A 23,980-nucleotide genomic window follows, 5' to 3' on the forward strand; every position below is an offset into this window, starting at 1 on the left:
TGACCCTCGTTGATGTTCAGACCAAAGAGGTCATCCGCCGCGTGGGACCGTATATGGATGCTCGCGCCGCCCGGACGGCTTGCGGCGAGGCTACGGGAGAACCACTAACGTGGAGCCGAACTGAACAGTACTGGGAAGCCGAAAGAGAGGGAGTGGTCTACCGGGTACCTGTGGACACCGAGTAACGAAGTGAGGACTGGCAGTCCATGACTTTCGGCCCACCAGCAGGGCACAGCCGAAGAGGCTACCCGTTGGCCCGCCCCAGGCTCAGCACCAGCAATTTCACCTGGGCCTGGTTCCGGTTGCGGTGGGTCTCGGCGTGGTTCAGCTCAGCGTCCTCAAGATCGTTGGGGATGCTGCGGTCTGTCGATTCCTTGAGTCCAGTCGTCTCGGTGCCGTCGTGGACGAGCAATAGTGCGTCTTCTTGAACCATGCTGCAAAATAGCGTGTGCAGCGCTCGGTTCTGTGCGAGATTGCGCCATGAGAAGACAATTGACGTTGGGCGCGGCGGCCGTGTTCTTTCTCTTCCTGGCCCCTGCCCAGGCCCACCGTGACGGCTGTCACCGCTGGCACTCGTGCCCCAGCGACAGTGGCTCCTACGTCTGCGGGGATCTCGGCTACACCTCGGGTTGCCCCACCAGCCAGCCGGTCAGAGCGGTGGCCGTACCTGCGGCGGCCCCGCCGGCAGACGACGCGGTCCGCTATACCACCACCAACCTCAATCTGCGGGCTGGGCCGGGAGCGGAGACGACGAAAGTGGCGACGCTGGCGAAGGACACACGGGTGCGCCTGCAGTTCTGCTCGTCTGGGTGGTGCAAGGTCAGCGCGGCGCAGGGCGTCGGGTACGTGTCCCAGAAGTACCTGCGGCGCTGAGGTTCAGCACCGGCAGTTCACCAGCCTGAATTCCAGAGATCTGGGCGGCCTGTGGGCCGCTTTTTCTGTTGGCTTCCATCATCTTCGGCCAGCGAGAGATCCCTGTCAGACGTCGCCTGAAATGCTGTCTGGCATGGTGTGGTTCTTGGTCCTGCTCGTGCTTGCCCTGCTGGTCGCCTTTCTGATGACGGCGAGGCGCTCTCCCGTTTTGCGGGAGCCGGTGGCTCACCTGGAGCCCGATCTGCCCGCAGCGGAACGTGGGCTGGCCACGCCGACGGTGCCCGAGCACCTGGACGTCGCGGTCAAGCTCTGCTTCTTCAGCCGCAGCGAGGACCGCTTCTTCCGCACGCTGGAGCAGGCCCTGCCCGCCGGCTACCGCGTGTTCCCCAATGTCCGCCTGAACGACGTGTTCGTGATCACCGCTCCGCCGCCGCAACGACGCGGCACTTATGCTCGGCTACGTGACAAGCACGTCGACTTCCTGATCGTGGTCCTGCCGGAACACCGGCCCGTGGCGGCCCTCGAATTGGACGGCAGGAGCCACGACAACAACCAGCAGCAGCACCGGGACGCGGTCAAGGACAGGGCGTTCCAGTGTGCCGGGTTGCCGCTGCTGCGCGTGCGCGCCGAGGAAACACACACGCCGGCCAGCCTGCAGGCGCTGCTGTGGCCGCACCTGCACCCCACCGAAGAAGCTCTGGCCCACGCCTGACCTTTAGCCCAGATGAAGTCCCCCTAATTCAGAGCGTTGTGAGATTCTTCCGGTCATGCTGGCCGCATGACGTCGGACGGACGCTCTCAGAGGATCTTCACGGACCTGAATGCGGGTGAACTGGTCCAGGCCCAACTGCGCTTGGTCAAGCGCCTGGCGGCCATCGAGCGGGCCAGCGAGGTGTGCGAGGTCCAGTTGCGGGTCATGGGCGTGGCCCTGGAGGTCCGGGACGGCGAGACCAAAGGCCATACAGACCGCGTCGCTGCCCTGGCCATGCGGATGGCCGGGGCACTGTGCTGGTCGCCCTCGCAGACGCGGGCGCTGCGCTGGGGGGCGTACCTCCATGACATCGGTAAGATTGCCATGCCCGACACGGTGCTGCTCAAGCCGGGCCGGCTGACCGCCGACGAGTGGACGGTGATGCGCTCGCATGTTGCAGAGGGGATCAGGATGGTGGCCGCGCTGGGCGAACTGCCGGACGTGACCTTGGACGTGGTGCGCGATCATCACGAACGCTGGGATGGGGGCGGCTACCCGGCGGGCAAGGCGGGCCGGGAGATCAGTCTGGCGGGGCGCTTGTTTGCGTTGTGCGACGTGTACGACGCGCTGATCAGCGAGCGGCCGTACAAGGCGGCGTGGAGTCCGGAGGCGGCGCTGGACGAGATCACGGCGCAGGCGGGGCGGCACTTCGACGCGGTGCTGGCCGGGGTCTTCGTGGAACTGCTGCACGCGGAGGACTCAGACTATCGGCCGCCCTCATTCTGAGGCGGGCTGCCCCTCGGGGCACGGCTCGACGAACTCGACGTCCAGCCAGTACTCGGCGGCGTCCCGCTCTGTCGGATTCAACTCCGCTGCCCAGGCCGCCCACGCCTCTGCCCTGGCCTCTTCGTGGCAGCCCAGATAGTCGGCTAGGGCGGTGCGCTCCTCAGGCGTGGGGACATCATCCGAGAGGCCGTGATCGGCAGCGTACATCCGGGCGAGCTGATCGGCGATCTCGGCGGCCGTGAGGCTGGCGGGGTGCATGGGGGGAGGATAGCGGGGGGGGGCGACAGGTCAAAGGGGTATCCTTCGTTTTGATAGCAATCAGGGGACTGGATAACCTTCTATCCTCCCTGTTACCGATATAGTGAGGATAGAGGAGGACGCATGGCTAAAATCCCACCACCCAATCGTAAGCGCGACTCGGGCAACGCAGTGGCAAAGCGCAATGCTCACACTGCAAAAATGGTGATCCAGCCAGCGCCCGATGATCGAGTCAGAGAGGCTCATGAAAGAATCATGGAAAAGCACCATGCGATCCTGGCAACGCTAGTCGATGATTAACCCATAGATGACGCTCTTTTTGACTGTTCAACAAGTGAGCGACATCCACGATGCCGAAATAGCAAGATTTGGCGGCGAGCCTGGGTTACGGACCATCGAACAACTAGAATCGGCAGTCGCTATGCCCCAGTGCTCTATGTTTGGCGAATACCTCCACCCTGACCTCTCGAGTCAGGCGGCAGCCTATTTGTATCACTTAACCAACAATCACGCGTTTGTCAAAGGAAATAAGCGTACTGCCGTAACGTCTACATTAATCTTCCTCGAGTTAAATGGGGCCGTCCCTATTCCAATTGATGAACTCCGTAATATGGCTTTATCTACTGCTAGAGGGGAGCTGAGTAAAAGCGAGCTCACTGAAAAAATTCGCAGCTGGCAAGATGGAAGTAATGCCGAAAAAGAAGAATTTCATTTTGACGAAGCAGGTTTTTGGAAAGATATAGACTCTACGGTTGCTGATATTTTTAAAATCAGCAATGAGTCCCACCTGCCCATCTTTGAAAAGTTCGCCGAAGATTTGATGATGGTGTTTGCAGAACACGGCATTGGTTGGATCGATTTTGCCCTGCCTATCGCACGTATCCAAATCGTCGAATCTCAAGGAAGGGTAGAGTTTATAGGATTGAATTTCCGCCAGCTGTATCGAAAAGAATTGAAGGGCTTGCAAAATGCTTTTAAAATACCTGCCTACAAACGTCAGAAAATAAAGCAATTTAAACAGAAAAAATATATGGAATCGTTGGCACTGGCAACGAGGCGCGCCATGATTAATGCAGGACTACAGAGAATTTCTGCTATCCAATCTGAATCCGATAATCATATTGGCTGGACTAGAGATGGTGATAAACTAGAGGGCATTTTTACTTTCAACGGCTTATCGTTTGCATTCATGGATTCAGAAGCTCATGAACATTATTTAAAGCAGCTATAAATCTAGAGCTTGGGTTTTACCACTGGTCCTCCTGATGTATTTAACGAAAAAAAGCCCCCACCCGCAGCCACATGGCCGGGGTGGGGGCATTCAATCGCCTGTCTTGTCCGTTACTGAGGCACGACGGGCAGCGCCCTTAGCTTGCCCTCTGGCGTGCGCCAGGTGACCGAGCCGCTCACGATCTTGCCCGTGAACGCCAGCGCCTGTGTGACCCCGTTGGCAGGCACGTCGCCCAGGCGGCACGACGTGATGCCGTCTGTGGTCCGGTTGCAGCGTGGGTCCGTAGTGGTCACGCCGTCCAGCACCAGCACAATCTTTAAAGCCGGGACCGGATCCGCATTCTTCAGCATGAACAGACCGCCGGCGGCGGTGTAGCTGGCCTGGGTGGACTGAGCCGCACCCGCCGCAGTGCCGACAAGGGCGGTGGGGGCGCAGGACGTGAGTGCGACGCCGGAAAGCAGGATGCAGGTCAAAATCAGGTTCTTTTTCATGGTGACTCCAGGAAGGGGCAGAGCGCAGCAGGGCACGCTCAGGAGAATTCGCGGGTGATGCGGGCCACGGCAATCTGAATGACTTCGCGGCGGCCCTCGTCGTCGGGGGCGGCGGCCACGTCGACGCCGCTGCGGACCAGGCTGAGCAGGAACCGGGGGTCCTGCACTACCGTCGGCGCATGAGCAAAAGCGGCTAGCACTTCCTTGATGAGGTCTGGAACGCCCGCGAGCTGCTGGAGGGTAGAGAGATCAATTTTCATGCGGAGTCCTTTGCGCCTTCGGCGGCGGCTGTCTTGAGTGCGCTGGAGGCGGCGAACACACGGGCGATGTAGGCACCGTTCGCGCCGATGAAGCCCAGCGCGGCGGAGAGCAGGGCCTGCGTCCACGGCAGGTCACCCCGCACGGCCAGGGCGGCGTAAGCGGTGAAGCCGAATCCTGCCAGCAGGGACAGCGCGGCGCTGACCCCTACGGTGGTTGGCCCTTTCGTGCCGAACCACTTCTTGCAGATGGCGGTCAGCGCCAGCACCACGTAGCCGGTGGCGAGGCTGACGATCAGCGTCACGATTGCCTGGTACTCGGACGGCACGCCGGGAATGGCGTCCTGGGCGAGGGCTATGCTGATCAAGAGCAGGGCGAGGATGGACAGGGGGTATTTCCTCAAAGGGGTTCCTCCGGCGGAATGAAAACGGCCCGCACACTGGCGGGCCTGACGCAGAGACGGGCGACGGATTGGGTGGGTAGGTTAGGGGCTCGATAGTTGAACGTGTCGGCGAGAAATCAAGCAGGTCTGTTACCGTCGTCAAAGGAGCGGAGAATGGAGATGATTGCGATGTGTATCCGTAAAACCGAAGGCTTGACGGTGGGAAAGCGATATGCCGTTTTAGGACTGGTCCATTTCCCGAACAGGCTTGAGGTGTACATCATCGATGACGATCACCACGACGCGCCCTACCCCGTGTTTTGGGATGCGCAATGGTTCAAGATCACTGGCCACATGACTGGAGACCTCAAGGTTACCTATTCGTATCAGAGCCTGTCATTGACCGTCATCTTGAATGCCTGCCCACCCGAACTTGACGAGGAGGATTTTTACGAGCGGTCAGTGGCAGTGAATCAGGACGTGTTTCAGCGGCTGAGGGCACTTGAGGAAATGATTCTTGGCGGCACATCCAAGTTGGGTTGAACGCGTTGATCAACGCTTTTCAGGAGCGGCAGAAGGTCAACAGTCGTGGAATCAAGACCACGCGCTCCGCTTTTGGCCGATTCTGTGTGGTGCAAAGGCTTACGTGGGGGCACGCTCCAGCACCATGTCCCCACTGCGGCGAACCCACACCCGCAGGCCGGGGTAACTCCACGGTCCACCGGGCGAGGCGTAGACGATCCTGAGTTGGGCAATCAGGGCAGGCGACAGCACGATGTCGCCGAACCGGTCAGGGCGGCCGCTCCACTCCACCGTGTTGCCAGCCAGATCCACCAGCAGCACGCGCGGCGGTGTCTCGGGCAGCAAGGACAGCGCCAGGTTGTACAGGCGCAGCCGATCCGGCCAGCCGGTGTACCCGCCGTTGATGCGCCGGGTGATCTCGCGGAAGTTCCCCACGTCGGCGAACGCGGTCAGCGCACGCTGGGTCCAGTAGGTGGTGGCGGTAGTGGCCGCAACGTCCGGGCGGGCGGCCAGATCCGGCTGCGCTTCCAGGGGCAGGCGCAGCAGTTCGCCGTACAGGCGGTAGTTGTGCCGCCCCGTCAGCATGAAAATGCCGCGCCCCCGGAAGGTGAAGCCGTCACCTCGCTGGAGGTTGCCCAGGGTGCGCGACAGGCTGGAGCCGCTGGCCGGATCGTACCGGAGCTGCTGGGCGGTTGGCCCCCACACCTCGGTCAGGTAGCGGAATCCGGCGGTCTCATGGGCGGCCTGCGCCATGAAAGCCGCGACGCGCAACCGGGTGTCGATTTCAGCGGTCTTCGCGGCGGCCGCCAGCGGCGCGGCCAGTTCTTCGGCGCGCTCTGGACTCAGGCGAGGGCCAAGCGCGCGGACCAATTCGGGGGTGATCACGAGTCCTCCTCTTCCGGCCATTTCGTGCGGGGCTGAACGTTGTGCAGCTGCTCCAGGTATTCCACTCGGACGCGCGCCTGATCGCGCTGGTAGCGCAGCCGGTGGGCCTCGCCCTGCGCTTCTTCGAGCAAGTCTTTGATCTTTTGCATTTCAGTCTCCAGCGCGCCGACACGGGCCACGAGGTCAGCGTTCTGGCCCGCGGAGACTTTGCCGCCCCGGATCTCGCGCACCAGCATGGCCAGGCCGTAGAGGATGCTGAGCACGATGGCTGCCGGCCCGCCCTTCATGATCTGGCTGATCACGGGGGTCAAATCCACGCTATCCACCTCGCCTCTTGTTCGAGATGCCCCTCAGGCGACGAAGGCCTCGCGGCCCGTGATGCCGGGGCTTGGGCACTCCTGCCAGTCGTCGCAGCCAGCGGGGCGGACGGCGCACCGTCTGCGCCCACCAACTCGACTGTGCGGCCCAGTGGACCGCCGTTCGGGCAAACAGCAGGGCGCTGGCCCCCGCCAGGATGGTGAAGGTGGTGACGCCAAACGCGATGCCGTTCGCCCCGCCGAAGGACGCGGCCACCGCCAGTAGGTAGGTGCCGCACAAGGCGTGTGCCAGCAGGCGCAGCGGACCAGCACGCGGGGAAAGCAGCAGCAGCAGGGCGATGCCCGCAGCCGTCCACCCCCACCACGCCCACGGCATGATCGTCGTGAACTGCGAGTAGCCCTGGTAGAGGATGGGCATCGCTGGGCGGTGGTACACCACGAAGGCCATCCCGAACAGCAGGATGGCCAGGATGTTGGTGGGATTGAGCAAGTCCCAGCGGCTGTACATCGGGCGTTCCATCAGCGCACCACCGCCCGCCGCCAGGTCTGGCGATCCAGCGTGTAGGTCAGCCGGTGCGTGAACAGCCAGACCCGCCGCACTTCGCCCACAGGAATCAGGAGGGGGGGCTCAGTGGAGCCGGTGAAGAAATTTTCCTTGCGTACCAGCGTGGCCTTCTGGCAGCCAGGGGCCGCGCGGATCACGGCCTGATACCCGATGCCGAGCACCTGATCACGGAAGACCAGCGGCTGACAGAAGAGGTCACTGGGTGGATTGGCGGGAACATTCAGGGCGGCCAGTGCAGGCCACGAAAGCGCCGCCCCGGTTAACAGGGCGGCGGACAGCAGCTTGCTCGTCAGGGTTGCCTTACCGCGCCGCATAGGCGGCCTCCCAGTTGCGTACGGCCTGGGCGATCAGCGCTTCAGTGGGCACGACGGTCCGGTTGTTGGTGCTGGTGCCTGCCGTCACGCTGTAGTTCCAGCTGGCGTCCGGCTTGCCGGGTTTAGGCCGGCCCCAGCCCACCAGGTTGTCCACCACGGTGATGGTTTTCGGATCGAAGGTCTTGGACCCCGAATAGTTGCGCGCGTAGATGCCCGCATCTGGATTGGCGTCCAGGATGGTGCCGTCCGGCAGCTTGCCGAGGCCCAGCACGGTGTTGCCCTTGATCAGGATGTTCTTGCCTCCAGCAGAGGCCACCCCGTAGTTGCTGGTCTCGATGACTGTGTTGCCCACAGCCTCCAGCTCGGCGCCGTCACCGTCGCCCAGCATGATCCCGCCGCCGCTGTAACCGCTCTCCGGAGGCGTGCCGTACGCACCGATGATCAGGTTGTTGTGGATGCTGATCGGTGCGCCCGGCTTGCCCGAAGTGTCAAAGAGGTTGATCACGTCCTCGACGGCAGAGTCCCCAGGGCGGTTCTCGACGCGGTTCCAGGCGATCAGGCCGCTCTGGTCCTGCACATTGTTCAGCTGCAAGAACTGCACGTAGGATTTGCCGCCTGCCTTCAACCCGTTGATGTCGTAGGCGCGGTTGCCGGTGATCTCCAGCCGGTTCTCGGTCTGCGCCTTGTCCATGCTGTTCAGGTAGATGCCGCCCGTGCGGCGCAGCACGTTGTCCTCGACCACCAACGAGACCGCACCCTCGACGGCCAGGAAGCGCCCTGCCGTCTCGTCGCTGGTGTCCTGGCCTTCGCACCCGCGCACCGTTAGCCGGGTATGCACCCAGCGGGCGGAGATCAGGTGGCCCGGTCCCCTGACGGCGCAGTTTTCGAGGATCACCGGCTCTGCGGTCTTGACGGTCACGGCGGGGACGGCGGGGTCCTGGCTCTCCCAGCGCCCGCTGTAGGTGCCGCCCGTGGTGATGGTCAGCGGGCCGTCGAAGGGCGGCGGGACCACCACGGCGGGCGGTGCGGGCACGAACAGCTGGCAGTACTTGGTTTTCCCCACCGCCGGATCGCCGAACAGGGCGTTGCCGCAGGTCAGCGTGCCGGTCAGCCCCTCCCGGACGTTCCAGGTATCGCCGGTGCCGTAGCGCACGGTGCTGGGAGCGGTGAGGGTGAACTTCTCGGCCTCTTTGGCGAGGGCCGTCCAGGTGCCCGCCGGGGGCGGCGTGGGGGTGGGTGCCGGGGGCACTGGGGCCGGCGTCACCACCACCGGCGGCGTGGCTGGCAGCGTGATCATGATGGTGTCGCCTGGGTTCAGGGTCACGCCGCTCGCCAGGGGCTGGCCGTTGACCTGCACGGTGGGCGATCTGGTGGTCTGGGGCGGCGTGAGCAGGGTGCGGGGCGTGCTGGCCTGTTTCTGTGGGCTCTGGCAAGCCATAAGCAGCAGCGGCAGCAGCAGACAGGCGCGGGTGGTTTTGGTCATGATTTCCTTTTTGGCTCACAGGAAAGCCCCCGCTTTGAGGGCGAGGGCAACGGGGTTTAGCCTAGATTGGTCAGGCCGGGCGTTAGGGCTGGTGGCTGTATGCCGGGCCGTAGTACAGGGTGCCGTCAGGAGCGCGGTACACCGGGCGGGGAGGAGTGACGCCCGTGTAAAGTGCTTGGCCACCATTGGGGAGGAGGGCAAGGTCTGAGACGTGGGGCATGTCGGCTGGGTCTAGCGGGCCGATGACGCCCTTCGGATTCGCTGGGACTTGAATCAACAGGTCAAATGGCGGGTAGCCATAGTCAGCCGTCGAAATCGGCTCGTTGGGGTATCGGCCATCAATCCGGCTGGACATGTACAACGTCGCCGTGTCATAGGGCATCCCAGTAAAAATGGGCTGCGTGCTGGACGTGCGCGAATTTGCGCTGGTTGTCTGCTCATTTATTCGGTACTTTTTCCCAGCGGTCAACGCAATTGGGGTATCGAATATCACCCTGTAATTGTTGGAAGCGATTGCGACGTTGCCGCTGATGGGCAAATTGACTCGAGTCTCAACATCCCATATGTAAAAAGCGACGTCCGCCTCGGAGCTGCCAGATGGCCCAGCAAGATAATCCACGCCCGTGATTGTGATGTCGGCAGTGGGGGTGAACTCCCAGGCCACATTGTTGAATTGAAAAATTGTGGGGGTAATGACTCCACTACGCGGCAGCGCGGCATTCCCCGCTGGCTGTGCAGAAAGGCGAGGCACTACTCCTTCCGTCGGCGCATCCACCCACGCCAGCCCGCTGTTCGTCTGCGCCAGCACTTGCCCCGACGTGCCGCCTGCGGGCAGGGACGTGCCCGCACCTGGAGTCTTACGAAGAGGGATCATGCTTCCCTCCAGTAGTCCACGCGCACGGTTGCGTCCGCCGGGCCCTCCCGTACCAGGCGCAGGGCCGCGAGCTGCGCCCCGCTGATCCCAACTCCCTCACCCACGGCGTACACCGGGGCGCTAGCTGGGCTGCCCAGGCCCAAGCGGGCCGTTCCAACGGTGACGGTTATCAGGGCGCGGTTGGCGCCATCCGGCACCGTCAGGCTGGCGTCCGCCGCGCCCACCGCCAGGGCTTCGGGCGGGTAGGTTGCAGTTACTGTTGAGGCCGTGCCACCACCACCCAATTGCCCGGCGGCCACCGGCACGGCCTCGCCCGTCGCGTCGTCCACCGTGTACAGCACGGCCTTGCGGGTGGGCGCGTTCTTCGCGCTCAGCCAGTCTTTCAATTTCAGCTTGTCCAGGAATCCCATGTGGGTACCTCCAAGAGGTCAGCCCCCGGCTCGGTGGCAGGGGGCTGGGGCGGATCGGGCTCAGACTTCAGGCGTCATGGCAAGGCGGTAGACCGTGCCGCTGCTGGCGCGGTAGCGCAGGGGGTGGTCAGCCCCAGGTCACGGTCAGCGTCGCGCCGCTTGTCGCGGGCGGCTCATAGTGGTCTGCCACGTAGATGTACCAGGTGCCTGCCTGCGGGTTGTCCAGGGTGAAGATGTGATCCGTCCCCACTGGATCATCAATGGAGTTGATTTCAGGGGGTGCGTCCGGAGCGCCATAACGGGCACCAATATCCCTGGCCCCAACCCCCCCCTCAATGTTGACCACGAGATAGGTCATCCCCTCTGGAATCTCGGCGCTGAAGATGGCCTGTCCGCCGTCGGGGCGGGTACTCCACTCGGCGCTGACGTTTGCGACTGGCACGCCGTTAGCCAGGACGCCGCCCGTATTGGCTGGGGGACCGTCACCGCCGGGTGCTTCCCCCTCGTCCACTGGCACCAGCGCCAGCAGCGTCGAGGCGGCAGTCAGGCCACTCGTCCGCGTCAGGCGCAGCTGTTCGCCGTCCGCCAGGGTGTGCGGGAAGGCTGGGGCCGCCCAGGACCCACCACCGTCCGCGCTGACCTCCACGGTGGCCGCCGCGCCCTCCTGCCCCAACAAGATGTATCCGGCCAGTCCGCCGCGCCCTGCGCCCACGGCCAGGACCATGCCTTCTGCCGGGGTGTCCAGAAAAATAATCGGATTCGGTGTATACATGCGTCTCCTTAGCCGCGCCCCAGCAGCAGGCGGGACAACGGGGCATTGATGTTGAACTGAATGGTCATGTCGGGCGTCAGGGGCAGGCCTATCGGCAACACGAAGGGCTGCCACCCGCGCGCCCCCGCGTTGTGTCCGAGTGGTTGCAACAGACCGAATTGCGAGTCCATCAGGGGGACGCTGCGCTGTCTGGCCCGCAGCAGCAGCACCGCACGCCCCCCGCCGGGCAGTTCACCGGCGAAGGTCACCGTCAGCTTGCCCCTGACCTGACGCCGGTCATCCAGTTCCTCGGGCCACCCGGCAGGCGGGTAGAGAATGCGCTTGGCCAGGGCCTGCACCGCTGACGCCGACGCTTTCCCGTCAATGAGGACCGTCGTGGGCAGCAGCAAGGGCGCCTGCCCGCGCCGCAACCGTTCGTCTCTCATGAACTGCCTCCGGGGTCTGTGCCGCCAGCGGCCTCCAGCACGTCGGCCAGCGCCAGCCCCAGCGGGGCGGACGAGACGGCGGCGGGCGGACGTCGCCGGGGGCGCGCCGGCCAGAACCACCACGGCGGCAGCGTTGTCCCCTCGGGCACCTGCGCCTTCACGCTGTCACGCCACGGGTCATGGAGTGCCACCGCCCGCACCTGTTCCAGCGTGTCGCCTCTGCCGCATTCGGCAAAGGCCCACTGAGGCGGCCAGGTGTTGAACAGGGTGCCGACGGGATTGAAGCGCAGAAAGGCCCGGTCATTCAGGCGAAGGGTTTGCGCCTCGAAGTCGGCGCGGTTCATCGTCTGGGCCTCCCCGTCCGGAGTGATGCGCGTGATGACGTTGCCCAACTCGTGCAAGATCCACGGCTCGGGGTGGCCGCCTGTCTGCCTCTCAGGCGTAACCACCGGCCCGCACAGCGCCGCCCAACTGCCCCCGGCGAAGGTGTGCCCGTAAGCAGTCAGTTCGGAATCGGTCAGGTCCGCGTGGTCATCGGTGTAGGGACCGAACACCGTCACCTGCCCGTCCGGGCTGGCCCAGCGCTGACCGGGTGGCGGCGGCGGCGCCGTCGGGGCGGAGCTGATAACCCAGTACAGCTGGCTGCTCGTCTGGACCGTGCGGACCTCTGGATAGTACGGAGTCACGCCATCCCTCTCCCAGTCGCCCAGCGTGCGCTCCTGCACCGTGGCCGTAATCGTGCCCCAGTCCGGGCTGCCCCCGATGACTTCCCCGTACCCCTGCACGCGCCGGTAGCGCCGCCACAAGGTCAGCAGGGGCCTGCGGGGGTCCACCTCCCCCCATTGATCCCAGAACTCAATCAGGCGGTAAGGGTCCAGCACCACGCCTCCCGTCATCAGTCGCCCGTAGCGGACGCTGCCCGAGGTGGCGATCGCCTGCGCGTCGTCCAGGTCCGTAAAGCCGCCCGCATAGTGGTAAAGCCGGGTCTGATACGTCGTCTGCCCCCACGTCCCGCTCTGTACGGTCCACCCGACGGGCCGGTAGCGCGGGTCGCCTGCCAGATCACCGTCGCTGTTCAAGACGTCGCTGGACAGCTTGCTGCACTCAATCGCCGTGGTATCCGGATCATCGTTGACCTGACTGACGATGCGCGGAAAGCTCAGGGTCCGCGCCGCGTGGTCCACCACCACGGAACTGACCGGCAACAGGCTGCCGTCGTCCAGCACCGCCACCGCCTCCCCCACGCTGCCGCCCGTGCCGGTGAACGTCCCGTCCGGGTCCACCCCCGGCAAATGGGGCTGCCCCCAGTGGCCCGGCCGCTGCGGCGAGTCAAACGACTGAATCACTGGGATAAAGGGAGAATCCTCCGGAACATGCAGGGGCGGCGTGCCGCGTCCGGCCTGCTGAAATAGGTTGCCCCCCTGCGGCTCGGGGGCGCGGGCTTCCGGTTCGCCGCAGCAGCACCGCTTCCGGCAGCCACATCCGAGAATCAGTCCAATCAGGTCATCGCGCACCCGTGGCCTCCCGCTGGCCGCGCACCAGCTTCCATTCGATCTCGTCGCCCGGACGCGGCGGAAAGCCGGTGCGGAAGGCGATAAAGCCCAGTTCGGTGATGGGCTGGACCGCCGTGACATTCCAGCCGCGTACGATGCGGGCCAGCGCCCCTCCCGGCTTGCCGGCCAGCATGACGGCCCGCCCGGAAGCGTAGTCGGCCAGCAGGTCATCGCGCGCCGCCTGGTTCGGCTTGCCCAGCAGGTAATCGGGCCGCGAAAGGGTCAGAGTGGAGGTGATGACCGTCTCCCCCTCGGCCTGACCCATTCGCAACTCGCGTACGCGCCCGGAGTCCTGACCCTCGCCAAACGACACCCACGTTCCCGGCAGGTAGCCCAGCGGCAGTGGGACGCTCAGACTCGTGATGAGGCGGCCCCAGTCGCGGGCCAGCAGCAGCGTGCCTACGGGAATCAGCGCCTCGGGTTCGAGGAAGGCAATCTGCGTCTCCTGGGCGTCCGCAAAGCCCGCGTCACCCACACGGAACACTGCGCCTGTCGGGTCCAGAATCTCCTTGAGGTCACAGGCGTTGCAGTCGTAGCTGGGCGGGGCCTGATCGGTGATGCGCGGCGCGTCCGGCGAGGCACGGGCGACGCTGGCCGTACGGATGGCCTCGCCGCTCTCGGCATCGTAGACCGGTACCAGCGTTTGCCCGCTGACGCCGGGGGTATGCAGCCAGCGCCCGCCCCCAATCGGCTGCCACTGTTCGGTCTGAGTCGTGACAGTGTATTCGCGCGCCTCCAGCGGCCCGCGCTCGTCAGGGGTCAGTTCGGCGCCGTCCTGCTTGAGACTGGCGAGACGGCGGGTGGACGTGGTCTTGGCCGCCAGATACCCCTGCGGGCTGTAGCGGTAGGTGGTCACGGTGGTTTCGTCCGAGACGAGGTCGCCCACGGAGAGACTGCGGTACAGGCCTGGGCCGTAGACCTGAAAGCTCCCGCCGACGGTCTGCGCGTCGAACGCCCAGGATTTGCTCTCGGTGATCTCCAGCATGGGCCGCCCCGGACAGGCGGGGTCATAGGTGGTCCGGCTGCGCTTGTATCCGGTGGCGACGCCACGCCACAGCCGGTAGAACGGCTCGTCACCCACCGTCTCATTGACCTCAATGTCGTCGGTGGTGATTTCAACGGTTGAAACCATCTGGCCGCCGCTTTTCTTGTACCCGCGCTGGATGCGCGCTGTACCTGCGCTTTCGGGCGGGTCATACCACTCCTGTTCCGGCAGCAGTTCGCGCGCCACCTCGGCAGCGGCCGGGTCACTGCCGAGCATGGCCAGGATGATCTCGGGCTTGAGCGGCAGCGGTTGATCGGCGCCCGTGAGGGTCAACCGGACGGGCGTTTGCAATAGCTCGCGCCCCTGCGACAGTTGGGTGATCCAGTCCGGCGAAATGTACGGTCCGCCGCGTGTGTCTACCGGGTCCGCAAACCGGCCCACGAAGCGCCGGGCCTGTGGGTCCGGCAGCATGTAGATCCCCATGCCCAGTAGTCCATACGTCGCGTCCCACACGTCCATTGGTGTCAAGCCCTCGGTGCTGAATTCCTTGCGCCCCTCTTCGAAAAACGACTTAGCCAGCGGATCGAACTCCAGCGAGAAATCGCCGTACCGCCGCATAATCTCGTGGACAAGGGTGCTGATGTTCTGCCGCTGGCGCACGTTCAGGCAGGGGTCTGGCGTGGGGTTTTGCTTCCAGTGGATCATTTCTTCCAGCGGGAGGCGCTTGAGGATGGTGGCCACGCTCTCCTTGAACCGGAAGGTGGTCCGGAAGGCGCCCACATCTTCCTGGGGTTCTTGCCCCATGTTCTGAAAGGTCCGCGTGGGCAGCCGTGCCAGGGTGCTGCCGCCCGCCGACTGCGCCTCGGCGTTCAGGATGACCGTCGGCATGGACGTGCCGAACAGGCCGCGCACCACGGCCGTCAGTTCCTCGTCCTGCCCGGTGTGGCTGTAGTCCCAGGACAGGACCGGCCCGGGCAGTCCGCTGAGTTGCGCGTGATAGAGAGTGGCCGCCCCGCCGTACGTGACCGCCAGCGGCAAGCTCTGGGCCTGAAACGGGACGCTGCTGGTGATGTAGTCCGGGCTGGAGCGGGCTACGAAGAGGGCGCCGCGCGTCACCACCTGAGCAGTGGCGGCCGTGAACGTCGCGGGCGGCCCCTGAATGAAGCCGGACGGATCGCTGGCGGGGCCTCCGCCGAGAATCAGAATCGGCATGGCTTAGCCGTACTTGAACTTGAGAACGGACTGCGCCTGCATGACGCCCTCGCTCTCGGGGGGAACCACATAACTGGCCTCGCCCGAGAGGACCGCGCCGGGGGCCAGGATGCCCAGGTCATCGGCGTCTGCCTCGGTGAGCGCGGTCACGCCCACCGCACCGAAGCTCAAGCTCAGGGCGCCGTCCGAGGTGGCCGCGTTCTCCACCCAGACCTTGATGTTCACGCCCACCGTGCCCGTGTTCTGGAAGCGGATAGGGACGGGTGCGCTGCTGGTGCCGGGCAGCACAGTCCCGAAGTCAAAAGCCGCCAGCGGCGTGCCGTCGGCGGCGTGCAATTCAACTGCTCTGGGCATCATGCCTCCTGGGGAATGTAGATGGTGAAGTTGTAGTTGGCGTACGCGCTCTGGCGCTTCGGCTCGAAGACAGCGTCGCCGTCAAATAGGCAGCCGGTGAAGGTGCCCGCTGTCTCGTAGCCCTCTCCAAATGTGACCGTGAAGGCAGCGCCAGCAGTCAGCGCTTGCAACGCGGCCACCTGGTCTGAGAGCAGGACCCATTCCGGTCCAGGAGAGGTGATCTGAATGCGGCGGGCGGTGCGGTGGCCGCGCGTGTGCATGACCGTGCCGTTGATGCTCACGGCCTCCATCACGCTGCGCCCGCCGCCGGTGCGCCTCACTGCCTGGGGCGGCACCGTGGGGTTGAGTTCGACGCCGCCGATGGTCAGTTGGTAACGTTTCATGGCGGGCACCTCCGCCCGGAACGCCGGGCACGGTCTTCAAGTTTCCGGATGGCGATGTCGGCCACCACCTCTGGCGACTGGCCGGGCGCACCGTTGACGGTCAGGTGGTAGGTGTCTCCGGCGTAGTTGTTGATTGGAGCGGTGGCGCTGGGCCTCGCACTGGCCAGCGAGCCGACGACTTCCCGGCCTACCTCCCGGCCGATAGACCGGGCAGCGTCACCCGTGACCATGACAGGCTGCACTTCCGGCAGTTTGGGGGGAGCGAGCCTGGATGCGAGCTGGTCCAGCGCCCTGAGATCAAAGGTGAAAGGGGTGACCGGGGCGGTCACCACGCGCGGGGGCAGGGTAGGCACTGCAGGAGCAGCCACCCGTCCGGCAATTTCCCGGTCCACCAGGGTCTGCTGCTGCCGCTCCAGGCTGTCTTGTTGCAGGGCGGCGGTCAGGCTGGCCACGGTGCTTTCCAGGGCCGCCACCAGCCGGTCTGTTCCTGCGTCGAACGTCTCGGCGGCCCCCTGGAGCGTCAGGGCGTTCTCGGCCTCCTGATCGATGATGCGGGCTCGCTCAGCCAGCGTCACGGCCTCACGGTCATACTGGATGCCCAGAGCGTCCACCACGTTGGAGAGTCGCTGGGTTTCGCGCTGGCCGAGATCCGACACCCGGACGCCGTTCTTGCCCAGCACCTCAATCTGACGGGTGTAGCGTTCCTGCTGTCTGGTCAGCTCCTCGGTGGCGCGGGCGATCTGTTCGGGCTGACCGCCGGAGAGCGCCTGCGCCAGTTCACGCTGAGCCGCGTCGCGTCGCTGGGCGATCGCCGCCAGACGCTCTTGCTCTCTGGCGGCGTTGAAGGGGGCGGTGTCCCCATAAGCCACCTGCCGCAACTTGTCGCCGGCGTCGCGGACCCCGTCCATCTGAGAGATCAGCGTGCGGTATTCGTTGGCCAGATTGCGGACAGCGCTGCGGTGGTTGCCCACTGCGTCCGCTACGGCGTCGGTGGCCGTCTTCAATTTCTCCAGGTTGGCCGAACTGCCGACCTGCTCCGCATCCCGTCTGGCCTGGGCATAGTCCCGCTCGGCGGCGGTCAGCACGCGGCGCGATTCGGCAATCTGGCGGGTGGCCACCGTGACTCGGTTGGACTCGGCGCTCCCTCCAGCCAGTGCTTCGGCCAGGCGGCCCTCGGCCAGTTCCAGCACCTCGGTCAATCGGGCTGCGGCCAGTCGGGTTTCATTCAGCTTGCGCTGCTGTTCCTCCTCTTTAAGCAGCAGTTCAATTCGCTTCTGGCCCAGTGCCGCGCGGCCCGCCGCCCCCAGATCGTCCCGGCTCAGCTGGGCCTCGGTCAGGTCCAGCCGCTCGCGGGTCAGCCGCAGCTCCAGCGCCGCGCTGGCGACCGCGTCGTCGGCGCTTCCGGCGAGCTGGGCGAGCCCCCTACTCCGGGCCTCGGCCACGTCCTGCAATTTGTTCTGCAACTCCAACTCGCGGCCCAGATCGTCCAGGGCCTGCTGACGCAGCTCCTGTTGCCGCTTGCGCGGGTCCTGGGGTGCGCTGATGCTGGGCGCCGATAGGGGCTGTGGGGTGGGCGCCTGGAGGACTTTGGATTGAGCTGCCGCGTACGCCTGGGCGAACGCCAGTCGGGCCTGGGCCTGTTCGGTCTGGGCCGCTTCCAGGGCCAGTTGGTTGCCCGCCGCTTCCACGCGGCGGTTGGCGATTAGCAGTTCCTGCGCGGCGATCTGCAGGGTGAGCTGGGCGGTGGCCGCCTCGTTATCGGCGAGGCCATTGGCGATCAGCCGGGTTTGGGCCTGGGCCTGGTACAGCTTCAACCGGCGCTCGTCAGCGTCGATGGGAGCGCTGGCCTCCTGTTGTGTCAGGTCTGCTATTTGCCCCAGGAGGATGAAGCGCTGCGCCACCAGGGCGTTGCGTTTCTCCTCCTGGCCTTCGGCAGCGATCTGACCGTCCAGTTCCCGCAGCCGGGCCTGGGCGACTGCGAGTTGTTTCTGGCGGGCGGCCTCCAGTTCACCGGCGGTGCGGGCCACCTTTTCGGCGTACTGCGCCTCGGCGTCCCGGCGGTCCAGGGCGCTTACGCGCAGGCTCTGCTGCTGGGCCTGCTGGTCTTTCAGGGCCAGGGCCTGATCGTGCTGAATACTTCTGATCTTCTCCTCCACGGCAGCGCGTTCCTGCGCTGTCAGGTTCACGCCCCCCAGACCGGCGAGTTGCTGGGACAGGAGGGTGAGCTGCTTCTCGCGCTCGGCGCTGATCTGCTGGGCGATGATGAATAGTTCGGCGTCCGACGCGGCCAGATCGCGCGACTGCTGCAACTCCTGAACACGGGACTGGCTCTGTTCGACGGGCCGGTTCGCTTCCCCAACTCGGGCCAGTCGCACGGCCTCGGCGGCTTGACGGGCGTCGTTTTCCTGCTGGACGAGGCGCTGTTTTTCGCCCGCCTGGAAGGCGCCGCTCAGCTGATTCAGGTTGGCGTAGTACTCACGCCAGATGGCCGTCCGCTCGTCGGCGCTCAGTTTGGTATCGCTCAGTGCCCGGTCACGGCTGCTCACGAGGCGCTGCTGGTCCTGGAGGTACTGGGCCTGCGCCGCAGCCTCCACCAATCGGGCGCGTTCACCCAGCGCCTCAGCCTCGATTTCTGCGGTCTGGACCGCATTGTCCTCGACACGGGCCAGCCGCCGCGCCAGATCCAGCTCGTAGCGGGCCGCCTGGTTGTCGCGTCCGGCCTGCTCGGCAGCGAACTGGGCGTCCTGCGCCTTCAGATAGGCGTCGGCGATGCGCTGGGCGCGTGCGGTGGCCTCCAGGGCATCCTCCTGGGCGTAGCGCTGTTGCAAGGCGCGGGCTTGCTGTTGCGCGGCTTCCAGGACGGCCTGCTGCTGGGCCGGATAGTCGCGCAAGGCCTCCAGCCGATCGGTCAGCGTTTGCTGGAAGTCGGCCAGCTCCTTCTCGCGTTCGGCCTGGCGCTTCTGACCTTCGTCCTGAATGGCCGCAATCTCGGCGGCGCGGGCCGTGTCGCGGGCCGATTGCACCAGCTTCTCGGTCTCGCTTACCTCGGCAACGCGCTGACGGTCCTGCTCCAGCCGTTTGGCAGCGAGTTGCCGGTCACCGGCGGCCTGCACGCGCCCCTGCGCCTCGGGATCATCCGCCAGCGCGGCCACTTTCTCAGCGATGCTGGCTTTCAGGTCCAGGAGCTCAGCGGCGCGGATGGCCTCCCGCTTGACCCGGCCATCGGCCATGGCAGCAATTGTGCCGTCACGGGCGCTGGTCTCGGCATCCACGATGAGTCGGGCGGTCTCGCGTGCCTCGGCCAGCCGAGCGCGATTCTGCTCGCTCTGCTTGGCCGCAATTTCAAGCTCGCCAGCAGCCTGTACCCCTGCCTGTGCCGCCGCGTCACCGGCCAGGGCCGCCACCCGGTCTGCCACATCCCGGCGCACGCTGGCCAGCTCCTGAGCGCGCAGGGCTTCCCGCTTGGCCAGACCGTCTTCCATACCCTCGATGACGGCGGAAGCGGCGCGGTTCTCGGCCTCTACGACACGCCTGCCATTGTCGATGGTCAGCTGGCGGTCTTCCTCGGCCCAGCCGCGGCGCTTGGCCGCGATGATCTGGCGGGTGTCCTCTTCGAGTTGCTGCTGCTGTTCCGGGAAGTCGGCCAGGGCGGCAATCCGCTCGTCGGCGTCACGCTGCACGGCCAGGAGTTCCTGCTGACGCAGGGCCGTTTTCTTGGCCTGGCCCTCCCGCATGGCTGCAATCTCAGCGTCTTGGACCTCGACGGCCGAGCGCTTCGCGACGTCCAGGGCCTCGTCGGCGTAGCGCTTGCGAATCGACGCCCGCTCGGCCTCCTGCCCGGCGTCAAGCTGGGCCAGTCCCTGACGCAGGGCCGGGGTCTGGGCCGGATCCATCAGTTTGCCCTCCACCACGAAAGGCTTCTTGAACTCCTCGCGCAATTGAGCGAAATCCCGGCCCACGCGGGCCAGATCGGCTTGCATGTCGGACAGCCCTTCAATCTTCAGGTTGAACGCGCGGCCTTCCAGGGCCCGTTGCAGCTCGCGCACGGCTTTGGTCTGATCTTCGGTCAGCTTGAGGTTCAGCTGGCCCCGGCGCTGCGCTTCGGTGAACAGGCGGGTAACCTCGCCTCTCGCATCCACCAGCGCACCCTGATAGCGCGCGACTGCCTCCTCGTTGACCTTGTAGATGCGCTCGCCGAACGCCGTGACGCCCACCAGATCGCCTTGCTGGGCATCACTGAGCTGCTGCTGGATGATCAGCACGCGGGCCTGCGCTCGGCTCAGCTCGGTGCCCTCCTTGGTCAGAGCCGCGACGCGCTTCATGGTGGCGTCAAAGCTGGACTGATTGGCCTCGTCAATCTGATCGTAGATGGCCTGGGTTTCCTTGATCAGCTTGACCGAGAAATACCCCACGCCAGCGGCCAGTGCGGCTACGCCAGCCACAGCGGCCACCAGTCCTACCGTGACCGCGCCGAGGGCAGTGGTGAAGAGGGTGGTGTTGGCGACAGCGGTTAGAAACGCTCTGCTGAACACGGTTGTGGCGCCGGTGGCCAGCAGAGTGTTGCTGATGTAGGTGGTGAGGCGCGCTGATGTGCTGGCATAGAACGTTCGGGCTTTTTCCGCCAGATTGGTGTAGGCGTCGGCGTTCTGCGCGATGTTGTCGGCCCCCTCGCCCAACGCCTGTGCACCTGAGGCCAGCCCATCGGAGGCGGCCTTGACCCCTTTCAAACCATCTCGAATGGTGGCGTACCCCTTTGCCAGATTGGATACCGGACCGGCCAGAAAGCCCACGGCGACAGCGGACGCACCCAGGATGGCCACGGTGTTCTTGCCCACTTCCGGCAGATCGTTGAACACATCCAGGAACTTGGTCACGATGCGGATCCCGTTGGTCAGCAGGGGAATAAAGGCCTCGCCCAGCTTCTTGCCCGCCTCGTCGAAGGCCCGGCTGGTGCCGCTCAGGTTGCCCGACACGCCGCCCAGCAGGGCGGAGAGATCGCCCACCTCGTCGGAGGTGGCAGCGGTGATCAGGTTGACGGCGGCCTGCGCGCGGGCCTGTTTGTCCAGCGCGTCCACCGTGGTGTTTCTGGCCTTGGCCTCGCGCTGCAGGAACGTGCTGAGGTTCTCCGAGACGCCGATTTCGTTGAGGCGTGCGGACGTGCCGCTGGTCACGGCGTCCACCAGGGCGTCCACACCATCGGCGGCGCTGCGTCCGGCAGCCAGCGCCGAAGCTCCTGCGCCTTCCAGCGAGGTATAGGCCTGCTCCAGCGTGAAGCCCTGACGCAACAGGCCGCGAATGCCCTCGCGGGCCGTATCGGCCGTCAGGCCCAGCGTGTCCTGCAGGCGGTTCACCGTTTCGGCAGCCACCCCCACGTCCTGGCCGGTCTTCTCGATGGTCTTTCCGAACAGCCCCTGGGCGATCCGCGCGCTGTCGCTGGCCTTGGCCAGCCCAAAGATGTTATTGGCCGCCAGTCCCGCCTGCGAGCCGTACTGCTGCAGCGCGCTGCCTACGCCCAGCTTGACCTGCGAGGCCAGCCCGAGGCGGGTAATTTCGCCTCTTGCTGCTGCTGCGGTGGTCTGAGCCAGGCGGTTGGCGTTGGCCACCTTTTGGGCTTCGCGGGAGTACTCGCCGAAGTTCTCGCGTGCCTCGGTGCCCACCTTCTCCAACTCGCGAGAGAGCCGGGCCATCTCTACAGACAGTTTGGCCGTTTCCTGTGGCGTGGCCTCGCCGAATCCGGCCTGGAAGTCGGCGCGGGTGATCTTTACTGCGCGGTCCAACTCATCGATCCGGGCACGCAGGGCGCTGGCCTGAGCTTCGAAGACAGCGGCGCTCTGCTTGGCGCTGTTGGCCCCCAGGCTGAAGGCCCCGAAGGTGTCGTCGATGCGGCGCTGCATGTCGGTGGGGAGTGATTCCTGAATGGCGTCCCGAATGGCGCGGGTGGCCTTCTGGACGTCCTTGGCTGCGCTCAGATCGGCAGTGAGGCGGATGGTGCCCATGCGCTTGCCCAGCTCCTGTACGGCGGCCAGATCAGCGCGGACGGTCTTGATGCCCTGCCGGAACTCGGAAGTGTCCAGCGTGGCCTTGCCGGAGAGGTTGGGGAGGGTCATGTGCAACTCCTGTCAGGCGGGATGCGTAAGTTGGAAGGATGAACGTCAGTGAGCAAGAGCGCGCACGGAACCGCGCTGAACATGCTGAGGTGGCCGAACGCGTTATGGCGGCGCGGGAGGCCATTCCGGTAGGCACCGTGACGGGTCCGTGGCGCTGGACAGTGCCTTTCCTGCTGATCGGCGGCTTCTTTGGGGCAATTTGGCTGGGTGGGGCCTTGCTGCCGGCGCGTTCGGCTCCAGTTCCACTCGCGCTCTCACAGGCCAGCCCCACAGACATTCAAACCGGCTGCGAGGCGATGATCAGCCGCGAACTGGATGCCCCCTCCACGGCCCGTTTTCCCCGTGCCGAGACACCCAACTACATTGATGATCGTTGGATTTATAGCGATGTAATGGACGCCCAAAATACCTTCGGGGCCACGGTGCATCGCCAGTTCATCTGTACGGTGACTGGCGCAACCGTTGCGGAGGGCAAGGTTAGAGCTGGCTTTACACCATAGCCGCCCGCACCTTCTCCCCGAACAGCTGCTGGAGCCGGTAGAAGGCGAAGGCCTGCGCCCCCGTAAGCACCGGCCCTGGTAGGTACCACTGCTGCCCGCTACGCCCGAAGGTGATCGGCTCGGTGGGATCCGGATTCTCCAGCGCGATGCCCTGCAGGCCGAGCAAACTGAACCCGCGGCCCGTCTCCACATACAGCGCGTACTCGGTGCTGTTGCTGACGGTGACGCTGGCCAGGTTACGGCTCGCCTGTGCCCTGGCATCCAGCCCACGCAGGTAGTCCTGCGTTCGCTGGTAAGCGCCTCGAGCCGTGCTGTAAATATTCAGCCGTGCCCCCAGAATCGCATGCCCCAGGGCCTCGCCCCGCACCTGTTCGGCAATCTGCGGCAGCTCGTCGCAGGCTGCCTCTAGTTTCGCCAGGACGGCCTGAAGTTCTCTGTCGTCGAAGGTGATCATGCCTGCAACCTCATGGCCTGCTCGAACCGGGCGAAATCGGCGTCCTCTTCGCGGATGCGGCGGCGGATCAGCGCGTCTTCGCTGTGGCGCCACGGCTCGGCGACACGTTCCAAGGCCTGCTCCGTCTGGAGGTAAGGCCGCAGCGTGTGGTGGGGCTTGCTGGTGTCCGCCTGACCACCGGGGTTGTCCGGATCCACGAACTCGCGGCCCAGATCCGTGCTGTCGGCCACCGCCGAGAGCCGCAGCCGGGCCAATTGCGCGGCGGCCTCCCGCTGGCGCTCGATCTGGACCCCGCGTACGATCAGGCGGTAGGGCCAGGTCATCACGCTGGCATATGCGAGCGGCCCGAACTCGCGGAGAACGAACTCGTCGAGCGTGGTGTCGTCTGGCCCTGAATCCTCGTCAGCAGCCGGGCTGAGCGCTGAGTCAGGGCCATCAGTTTTCCCGCCGTTTCCTCCACGTCGTTCAGCTCCCACATGGCCGTCAGCAGCTCCAGGCGGTCATTCCAGATCAGGGGCCGGGGCAGGGCGCTGCTCGCTTCCAGACTGGCGTGAATCAAGCGCCAGAAGGCCGCCCATACGCCCGGCTCCAGATCGCCGCGCTGGAAGTTTGCCCACTCGTCGCGCAGAGTACCGAGGGTGACGGTGAGGGTCAGCAGGTCAGAGAGATGCGCGTCGGCTACGGTGGCGGGCCACGCGCGCAGAGTCACTGTGCCGGCGCTGAGGCGGACGTTCTGTCGAATTGGATAGAGCATACCGCCTCCAGATCAAAAAGGATTTCTCGTGTTAGTAGGACTGATTTGACGTGCTAATGGGCAAGCGCGAGTGATCAATCTGGTGAGGGAAGAGGTGCTGTTTGAGCCCAACAGACACAGGGAAGCGCTGAGGTTCCTGCT

Annotated in this window: 29 protein-coding genes; 7 read left to right on the top strand and 22 right to left on the bottom strand. The window is 65.2% G+C overall.

Annotated features, from left to right (window positions below; translation table 11 throughout):
- Positions 1–244: 244 nt before the first annotated feature.
- Positions 245–433 (bottom strand): hypothetical protein, encoded by a 189-nt coding sequence (locus FHR04_RS05810; protein WP_139401519.1) that lies wholly within the window; start codon positions 431–433, stop codon positions 245–247.
- Between the two features lie 47 nt (positions 434–480).
- On the opposite strand from FHR04_RS05810, the gene FHR04_RS05815 reads away from it, so the two are divergent.
- From FHR04_RS05815 to FHR04_RS05825, 3 genes are all read left to right on the top strand, one after another.
- Entirely contained in the window at positions 481–873 is a 393-nt protein-coding gene (locus tag FHR04_RS05815) for an SH3 domain-containing protein (protein WP_139401521.1), read from the top strand.
- Positions 874–1,006: 133 nt separating this feature from the next.
- A complete protein-coding gene (locus FHR04_RS05820) occupies positions 1,007–1,585 on the top strand; it encodes a DUF2726 domain-containing protein (RefSeq protein WP_249039001.1) in 579 nt (192 codons plus the stop codon).
- 66 nt (positions 1,586–1,651) lie between these two features.
- On the top strand, positions 1,652–2,350 hold the full coding sequence (locus tag FHR04_RS05825; RefSeq protein WP_139401523.1) for an HD-GYP domain-containing protein: 699 nt from the start codon (positions 1,652–1,654) through the stop codon (positions 2,348–2,350).
- On the opposite strand, the gene FHR04_RS05830 is transcribed toward FHR04_RS05825, so the two are convergent.
- Complete coding sequence (locus FHR04_RS05830) at positions 2,342–2,608, bottom strand: hypothetical protein (protein WP_139401525.1); 267 nt, start codon at positions 2,606–2,608, stop codon at positions 2,342–2,344. The genes FHR04_RS05825 and FHR04_RS05830 overlap by 9 nt on opposite strands.
- Before the next feature lie 123 nt (positions 2,609–2,731).
- On the opposite strand from FHR04_RS05830, the gene FHR04_RS20885 reads away from it, so the two are divergent.
- Both FHR04_RS20885 and FHR04_RS05835 read left to right on the top strand, forming a co-directional pair.
- Positions 2,732–2,908, top strand: a complete 177-nt coding sequence (locus FHR04_RS20885) for a hypothetical protein (RefSeq protein ID WP_170213863.1) — start codon at positions 2,732–2,734, stop codon at positions 2,906–2,908.
- A 7-nt stretch (positions 2,909–2,915) separates the two neighbouring features.
- Entirely contained in the window at positions 2,916–3,839 is a 924-nt protein-coding gene (locus FHR04_RS05835; protein WP_139401527.1) for a type II toxin-antitoxin system death-on-curing family toxin, read from the top strand.
- A 110-nt stretch (positions 3,840–3,949) separates the two neighbouring features.
- Here FHR04_RS05835 and FHR04_RS05840 read toward each other — a convergent pair whose 3' ends face one another.
- From FHR04_RS05840 to FHR04_RS05850, 3 genes are read right to left on the bottom strand one after another with little or no spacing between them, the layout of a single operon-like run.
- Positions 3,950–4,330 carry a hypothetical protein gene (locus FHR04_RS05840; protein ID WP_139401529.1) on the bottom strand — a complete coding sequence of 127 codons (381 nt, stop codon included), beginning with the start codon at positions 4,328–4,330 and terminating at the stop codon, positions 3,950–3,952.
- A 38-nt stretch (positions 4,331–4,368) separates the two neighbouring features.
- Positions 4,369–4,590: a hypothetical protein gene (locus FHR04_RS05845; RefSeq protein ID WP_139401531.1), complete on the bottom strand. Its 222-nt coding sequence runs from the start codon at positions 4,588–4,590 to the stop codon at positions 4,369–4,371.
- Positions 4,587–4,991, bottom strand: coding sequence for a hypothetical protein (locus tag FHR04_RS05850; RefSeq protein WP_139401533.1), 405 nt, complete (start codon positions 4,989–4,991; stop codon positions 4,587–4,589). The genes FHR04_RS05845 and FHR04_RS05850 overlap by 4 nt, the downstream gene beginning before the upstream one ends.
- 153 nt (positions 4,992–5,144) lie before the next feature.
- Between FHR04_RS05850 and FHR04_RS05855 the strand changes: the two genes are divergently transcribed.
- Positions 5,145–5,513 (top strand): hypothetical protein, encoded by a 369-nt coding sequence (locus FHR04_RS05855; RefSeq protein WP_139401535.1) that lies wholly within the window; start codon positions 5,145–5,147, stop codon positions 5,511–5,513.
- 99 nt (positions 5,514–5,612) lie between these two features.
- On the opposite strand, the gene FHR04_RS05860 is transcribed toward FHR04_RS05855, so the two are convergent.
- The 14 genes from FHR04_RS05860 to FHR04_RS05925 form a co-directional block, all read right to left on the bottom strand.
- Complete coding sequence (locus FHR04_RS05860; RefSeq protein WP_170213865.1) at positions 5,613–6,377, bottom strand: glycoside hydrolase family 19 protein; 765 nt, start codon at positions 6,375–6,377, stop codon at positions 5,613–5,615.
- On the bottom strand, positions 6,374–6,688 hold the full coding sequence (locus FHR04_RS05865; protein WP_139401538.1) for a hypothetical protein: 315 nt from the start codon (positions 6,686–6,688) through the stop codon (positions 6,374–6,376). Before FHR04_RS05865 ends, FHR04_RS05860 begins: the two co-directional genes overlap by 4 nt.
- Before the next feature lie 7 nt (positions 6,689–6,695).
- The gene (locus tag FHR04_RS05870) at positions 6,696–7,214 is read right to left on the bottom strand and encodes a hypothetical protein (protein WP_139401540.1); all 519 of its coding nucleotides are present in this window, start codon (positions 7,212–7,214) and stop codon (positions 6,696–6,698) included.
- Positions 7,214–7,573: a hypothetical protein gene (locus FHR04_RS05875; protein ID WP_139401542.1), complete on the bottom strand. Its 360-nt coding sequence runs from the start codon at positions 7,571–7,573 to the stop codon at positions 7,214–7,216. Before FHR04_RS05875 ends, FHR04_RS05870 begins: the two co-directional genes overlap by 1 nt.
- The gene (locus tag FHR04_RS05880; RefSeq protein WP_139401544.1) at positions 7,560–9,056 is read right to left on the bottom strand and encodes a hypothetical protein; all 1,497 of its coding nucleotides are present in this window, start codon (positions 9,054–9,056) and stop codon (positions 7,560–7,562) included. Before FHR04_RS05880 ends, FHR04_RS05875 begins: the two co-directional genes overlap by 14 nt.
- An 82-nt stretch (positions 9,057–9,138) precedes the next feature.
- The gene (locus FHR04_RS05885; protein WP_139401546.1) at positions 9,139–9,930 is read right to left on the bottom strand and encodes a DUF4082 domain-containing protein; all 792 of its coding nucleotides are present in this window, start codon (positions 9,928–9,930) and stop codon (positions 9,139–9,141) included.
- On the bottom strand, positions 9,927–10,340 hold the full coding sequence (locus FHR04_RS05890) for a hypothetical protein (protein ID WP_139401548.1): 414 nt from the start codon (positions 10,338–10,340) through the stop codon (positions 9,927–9,929). The genes FHR04_RS05885 and FHR04_RS05890 overlap by 4 nt, the downstream gene beginning before the upstream one ends.
- 127 nt (positions 10,341–10,467) lie before the next feature.
- A complete protein-coding gene (locus FHR04_RS05895; RefSeq protein ID WP_139401550.1) occupies positions 10,468–11,112 on the bottom strand; it encodes a hypothetical protein in 645 nt (214 codons plus the stop codon).
- Between the two features lie 8 nt (positions 11,113–11,120).
- On the bottom strand, positions 11,121–11,537 hold the full coding sequence (locus FHR04_RS05900) for a hypothetical protein (protein ID WP_139401552.1): 417 nt from the start codon (positions 11,535–11,537) through the stop codon (positions 11,121–11,123).
- Entirely contained in the window at positions 11,534–13,051 is a 1,518-nt protein-coding gene (locus FHR04_RS05905; RefSeq protein ID WP_139401554.1) for a hypothetical protein, read from the bottom strand. Before FHR04_RS05905 ends, FHR04_RS05900 begins: the two co-directional genes overlap by 4 nt.
- Positions 13,041–15,287 (bottom strand): hypothetical protein, encoded by a 2,247-nt coding sequence (locus FHR04_RS05910; RefSeq protein WP_139401556.1) that lies wholly within the window; start codon positions 15,285–15,287, stop codon positions 13,041–13,043. Before FHR04_RS05910 ends, FHR04_RS05905 begins: the two co-directional genes overlap by 11 nt.
- A gap of 3 nt (positions 15,288–15,290) precedes the next feature.
- The gene (locus FHR04_RS05915) at positions 15,291–15,641 is read right to left on the bottom strand and encodes a hypothetical protein (RefSeq protein ID WP_139401558.1); all 351 of its coding nucleotides are present in this window, start codon (positions 15,639–15,641) and stop codon (positions 15,291–15,293) included.
- Positions 15,641–16,024 (bottom strand): hypothetical protein, encoded by a 384-nt coding sequence (locus FHR04_RS05920; protein WP_139401559.1) that lies wholly within the window; start codon positions 16,022–16,024, stop codon positions 15,641–15,643. The genes FHR04_RS05915 and FHR04_RS05920 overlap by 1 nt, the downstream gene beginning before the upstream one ends.
- The gene (locus tag FHR04_RS05925) at positions 16,021–22,131 is read right to left on the bottom strand and encodes a hypothetical protein (RefSeq protein ID WP_139401561.1); all 6,111 of its coding nucleotides are present in this window, start codon (positions 22,129–22,131) and stop codon (positions 16,021–16,023) included. Before FHR04_RS05925 ends, FHR04_RS05920 begins: the two co-directional genes overlap by 4 nt.
- 38 nt (positions 22,132–22,169) lie before the next feature.
- Here FHR04_RS05925 and FHR04_RS05930 point away from each other — a divergent pair, with 38 nt between their 5' ends.
- Positions 22,170–22,631 carry a hypothetical protein gene (locus FHR04_RS05930; RefSeq protein ID WP_139401563.1) on the top strand — a complete coding sequence of 154 codons (462 nt, stop codon included), beginning with the start codon at positions 22,170–22,172 and terminating at the stop codon, positions 22,629–22,631.
- On the opposite strand, the gene FHR04_RS05935 is transcribed toward FHR04_RS05930, so the two are convergent.
- Genes FHR04_RS05935 through FHR04_RS05945 form a run of 3 tightly spaced genes read right to left on the bottom strand, consistent with a single transcriptional unit; the run spans position 22,621 to position 23,839 of the window.
- A complete protein-coding gene (locus FHR04_RS05935) occupies positions 22,621–23,085 on the bottom strand; it encodes a hypothetical protein (RefSeq protein WP_139401565.1) in 465 nt (154 codons plus the stop codon). The genes FHR04_RS05930 and FHR04_RS05935 overlap by 11 nt on opposite strands.
- Complete coding sequence (locus tag FHR04_RS05940; protein WP_139401567.1) at positions 23,082–23,408, bottom strand: hypothetical protein; 327 nt, start codon at positions 23,406–23,408, stop codon at positions 23,082–23,084. Before FHR04_RS05940 ends, FHR04_RS05935 begins: the two co-directional genes overlap by 4 nt.
- Complete coding sequence (locus tag FHR04_RS05945) at positions 23,408–23,839, bottom strand: hypothetical protein (RefSeq protein WP_139401569.1); 432 nt, start codon at positions 23,837–23,839, stop codon at positions 23,408–23,410. Before FHR04_RS05945 ends, FHR04_RS05940 begins: the two co-directional genes overlap by 1 nt.
- Positions 23,840–23,980 lie beyond the last annotated feature (141 nt).

This window comes from Deinococcus radiopugnans ATCC 19172 (assembly GCF_006335125.1).
In the GTDB taxonomy this organism is placed as follows: Bacteria; Deinococcota; Deinococci; order Deinococcales; family Deinococcaceae; genus Deinococcus; species Deinococcus radiopugnans.

What these genes read in the sequence shown, in the direction of transcription:
- FHR04_RS05880 (WP_139401544.1), bottom strand. Translation starts at nt 9,056, where the DNA reads ATGACCAAAACCACCCGCGCCTGTCTGCTGCTGCCGCTGCTGCTTATG.
- FHR04_RS05925 (WP_139401561.1), bottom strand. Translation starts at nt 22,131, where the DNA reads ATGACCCTCCCCAACCTCTCCGGCAAGGCCACGCTGGACACTTCCGAG.
- FHR04_RS05895 (WP_139401550.1), bottom strand. Translation starts at nt 11,112, where the DNA reads ATGTATACACCGAATCCGATTATTTTTCTGGACACCCCGGCAGAAGGC.
- FHR04_RS05945 (WP_139401569.1), bottom strand. Translation starts at nt 23,839, where the DNA reads ATGCTCTATCCAATTCGACAGAACGTCCGCCTCAGCGCCGGCACAGTG.
- FHR04_RS05815 (WP_139401521.1), top strand. Translation starts at nt 481, where the DNA reads ATGAGAAGACAATTGACGTTGGGCGCGGCGGCCGTGTTCTTTCTCTTC.
- FHR04_RS05840 (WP_139401529.1), bottom strand. Translation starts at nt 4,330, where the DNA reads ATGAAAAAGAACCTGATTTTGACCTGCATCCTGCTTTCCGGCGTCGCA.
- FHR04_RS20885 (WP_170213863.1), top strand. Translation starts at nt 2,732, where the DNA reads ATGGCTAAAATCCCACCACCCAATCGTAAGCGCGACTCGGGCAACGCA.
- FHR04_RS05915 (WP_139401558.1), bottom strand. Translation starts at nt 15,641, where the DNA reads ATGCCCAGAGCAGTTGAATTGCACGCCGCCGACGGCACGCCGCTGGCG.
- FHR04_RS05890 (WP_139401548.1), bottom strand. Translation starts at nt 10,340, where the DNA reads ATGGGATTCCTGGACAAGCTGAAATTGAAAGACTGGCTGAGCGCGAAG.
- FHR04_RS05810 (WP_139401519.1), bottom strand. Translation starts at nt 433, where the DNA reads ATGGTTCAAGAAGACGCACTATTGCTCGTCCACGACGGCACCGAGACG.
- FHR04_RS05830 (WP_139401525.1), bottom strand. Translation starts at nt 2,608, where the DNA reads ATGCACCCCGCCAGCCTCACGGCCGCCGAGATCGCCGATCAGCTCGCC.
- FHR04_RS05820 (WP_249039001.1), top strand. Translation starts at nt 1,007, where the DNA reads ATGGTGTGGTTCTTGGTCCTGCTCGTGCTTGCCCTGCTGGTCGCCTTT.
- FHR04_RS05940 (WP_139401567.1), bottom strand. Translation starts at nt 23,408, where the DNA reads ATGACCTGGCCCTACCGCCTGATCGTACGCGGGGTCCAGATCGAGCGC.
- FHR04_RS05900 (WP_139401552.1), bottom strand. Translation starts at nt 11,537, where the DNA reads ATGAGAGACGAACGGTTGCGGCGCGGGCAGGCGCCCTTGCTGCTGCCC.
- FHR04_RS05825 (WP_139401523.1), top strand. Translation starts at nt 1,652, where the DNA reads ATGACGTCGGACGGACGCTCTCAGAGGATCTTCACGGACCTGAATGCG.
- FHR04_RS05835 (WP_139401527.1), top strand. Translation starts at nt 2,916, where the DNA reads ATGACGCTCTTTTTGACTGTTCAACAAGTGAGCGACATCCACGATGCC.
- FHR04_RS05935 (WP_139401565.1), bottom strand. Translation starts at nt 23,085, where the DNA reads ATGATCACCTTCGACGACAGAGAACTTCAGGCCGTCCTGGCGAAACTA.
- FHR04_RS05885 (WP_139401546.1), bottom strand. Translation starts at nt 9,930, where the DNA reads ATGATCCCTCTTCGTAAGACTCCAGGTGCGGGCACGTCCCTGCCCGCA.
- FHR04_RS05845 (WP_139401531.1), bottom strand. Translation starts at nt 4,590, where the DNA reads ATGAAAATTGATCTCTCTACCCTCCAGCAGCTCGCGGGCGTTCCAGAC.
- FHR04_RS05875 (WP_139401542.1), bottom strand. Translation starts at nt 7,573, where the DNA reads ATGCGGCGCGGTAAGGCAACCCTGACGAGCAAGCTGCTGTCCGCCGCC.
- FHR04_RS05870 (WP_139401540.1), bottom strand. Translation starts at nt 7,214, where the DNA reads ATGGAACGCCCGATGTACAGCCGCTGGGACTTGCTCAATCCCACCAAC.
- FHR04_RS05930 (WP_139401563.1), top strand. Translation starts at nt 22,170, where the DNA reads ATGAACGTCAGTGAGCAAGAGCGCGCACGGAACCGCGCTGAACATGCT.
- FHR04_RS05855 (WP_139401535.1), top strand. Translation starts at nt 5,145, where the DNA reads ATGGAGATGATTGCGATGTGTATCCGTAAAACCGAAGGCTTGACGGTG.
- FHR04_RS05920 (WP_139401559.1), bottom strand. Translation starts at nt 16,024, where the DNA reads ATGAAACGTTACCAACTGACCATCGGCGGCGTCGAACTCAACCCCACG.
- FHR04_RS05910 (WP_139401556.1), bottom strand. Translation starts at nt 15,287, where the DNA reads ATGCCGATTCTGATTCTCGGCGGAGGCCCCGCCAGCGATCCGTCCGGC.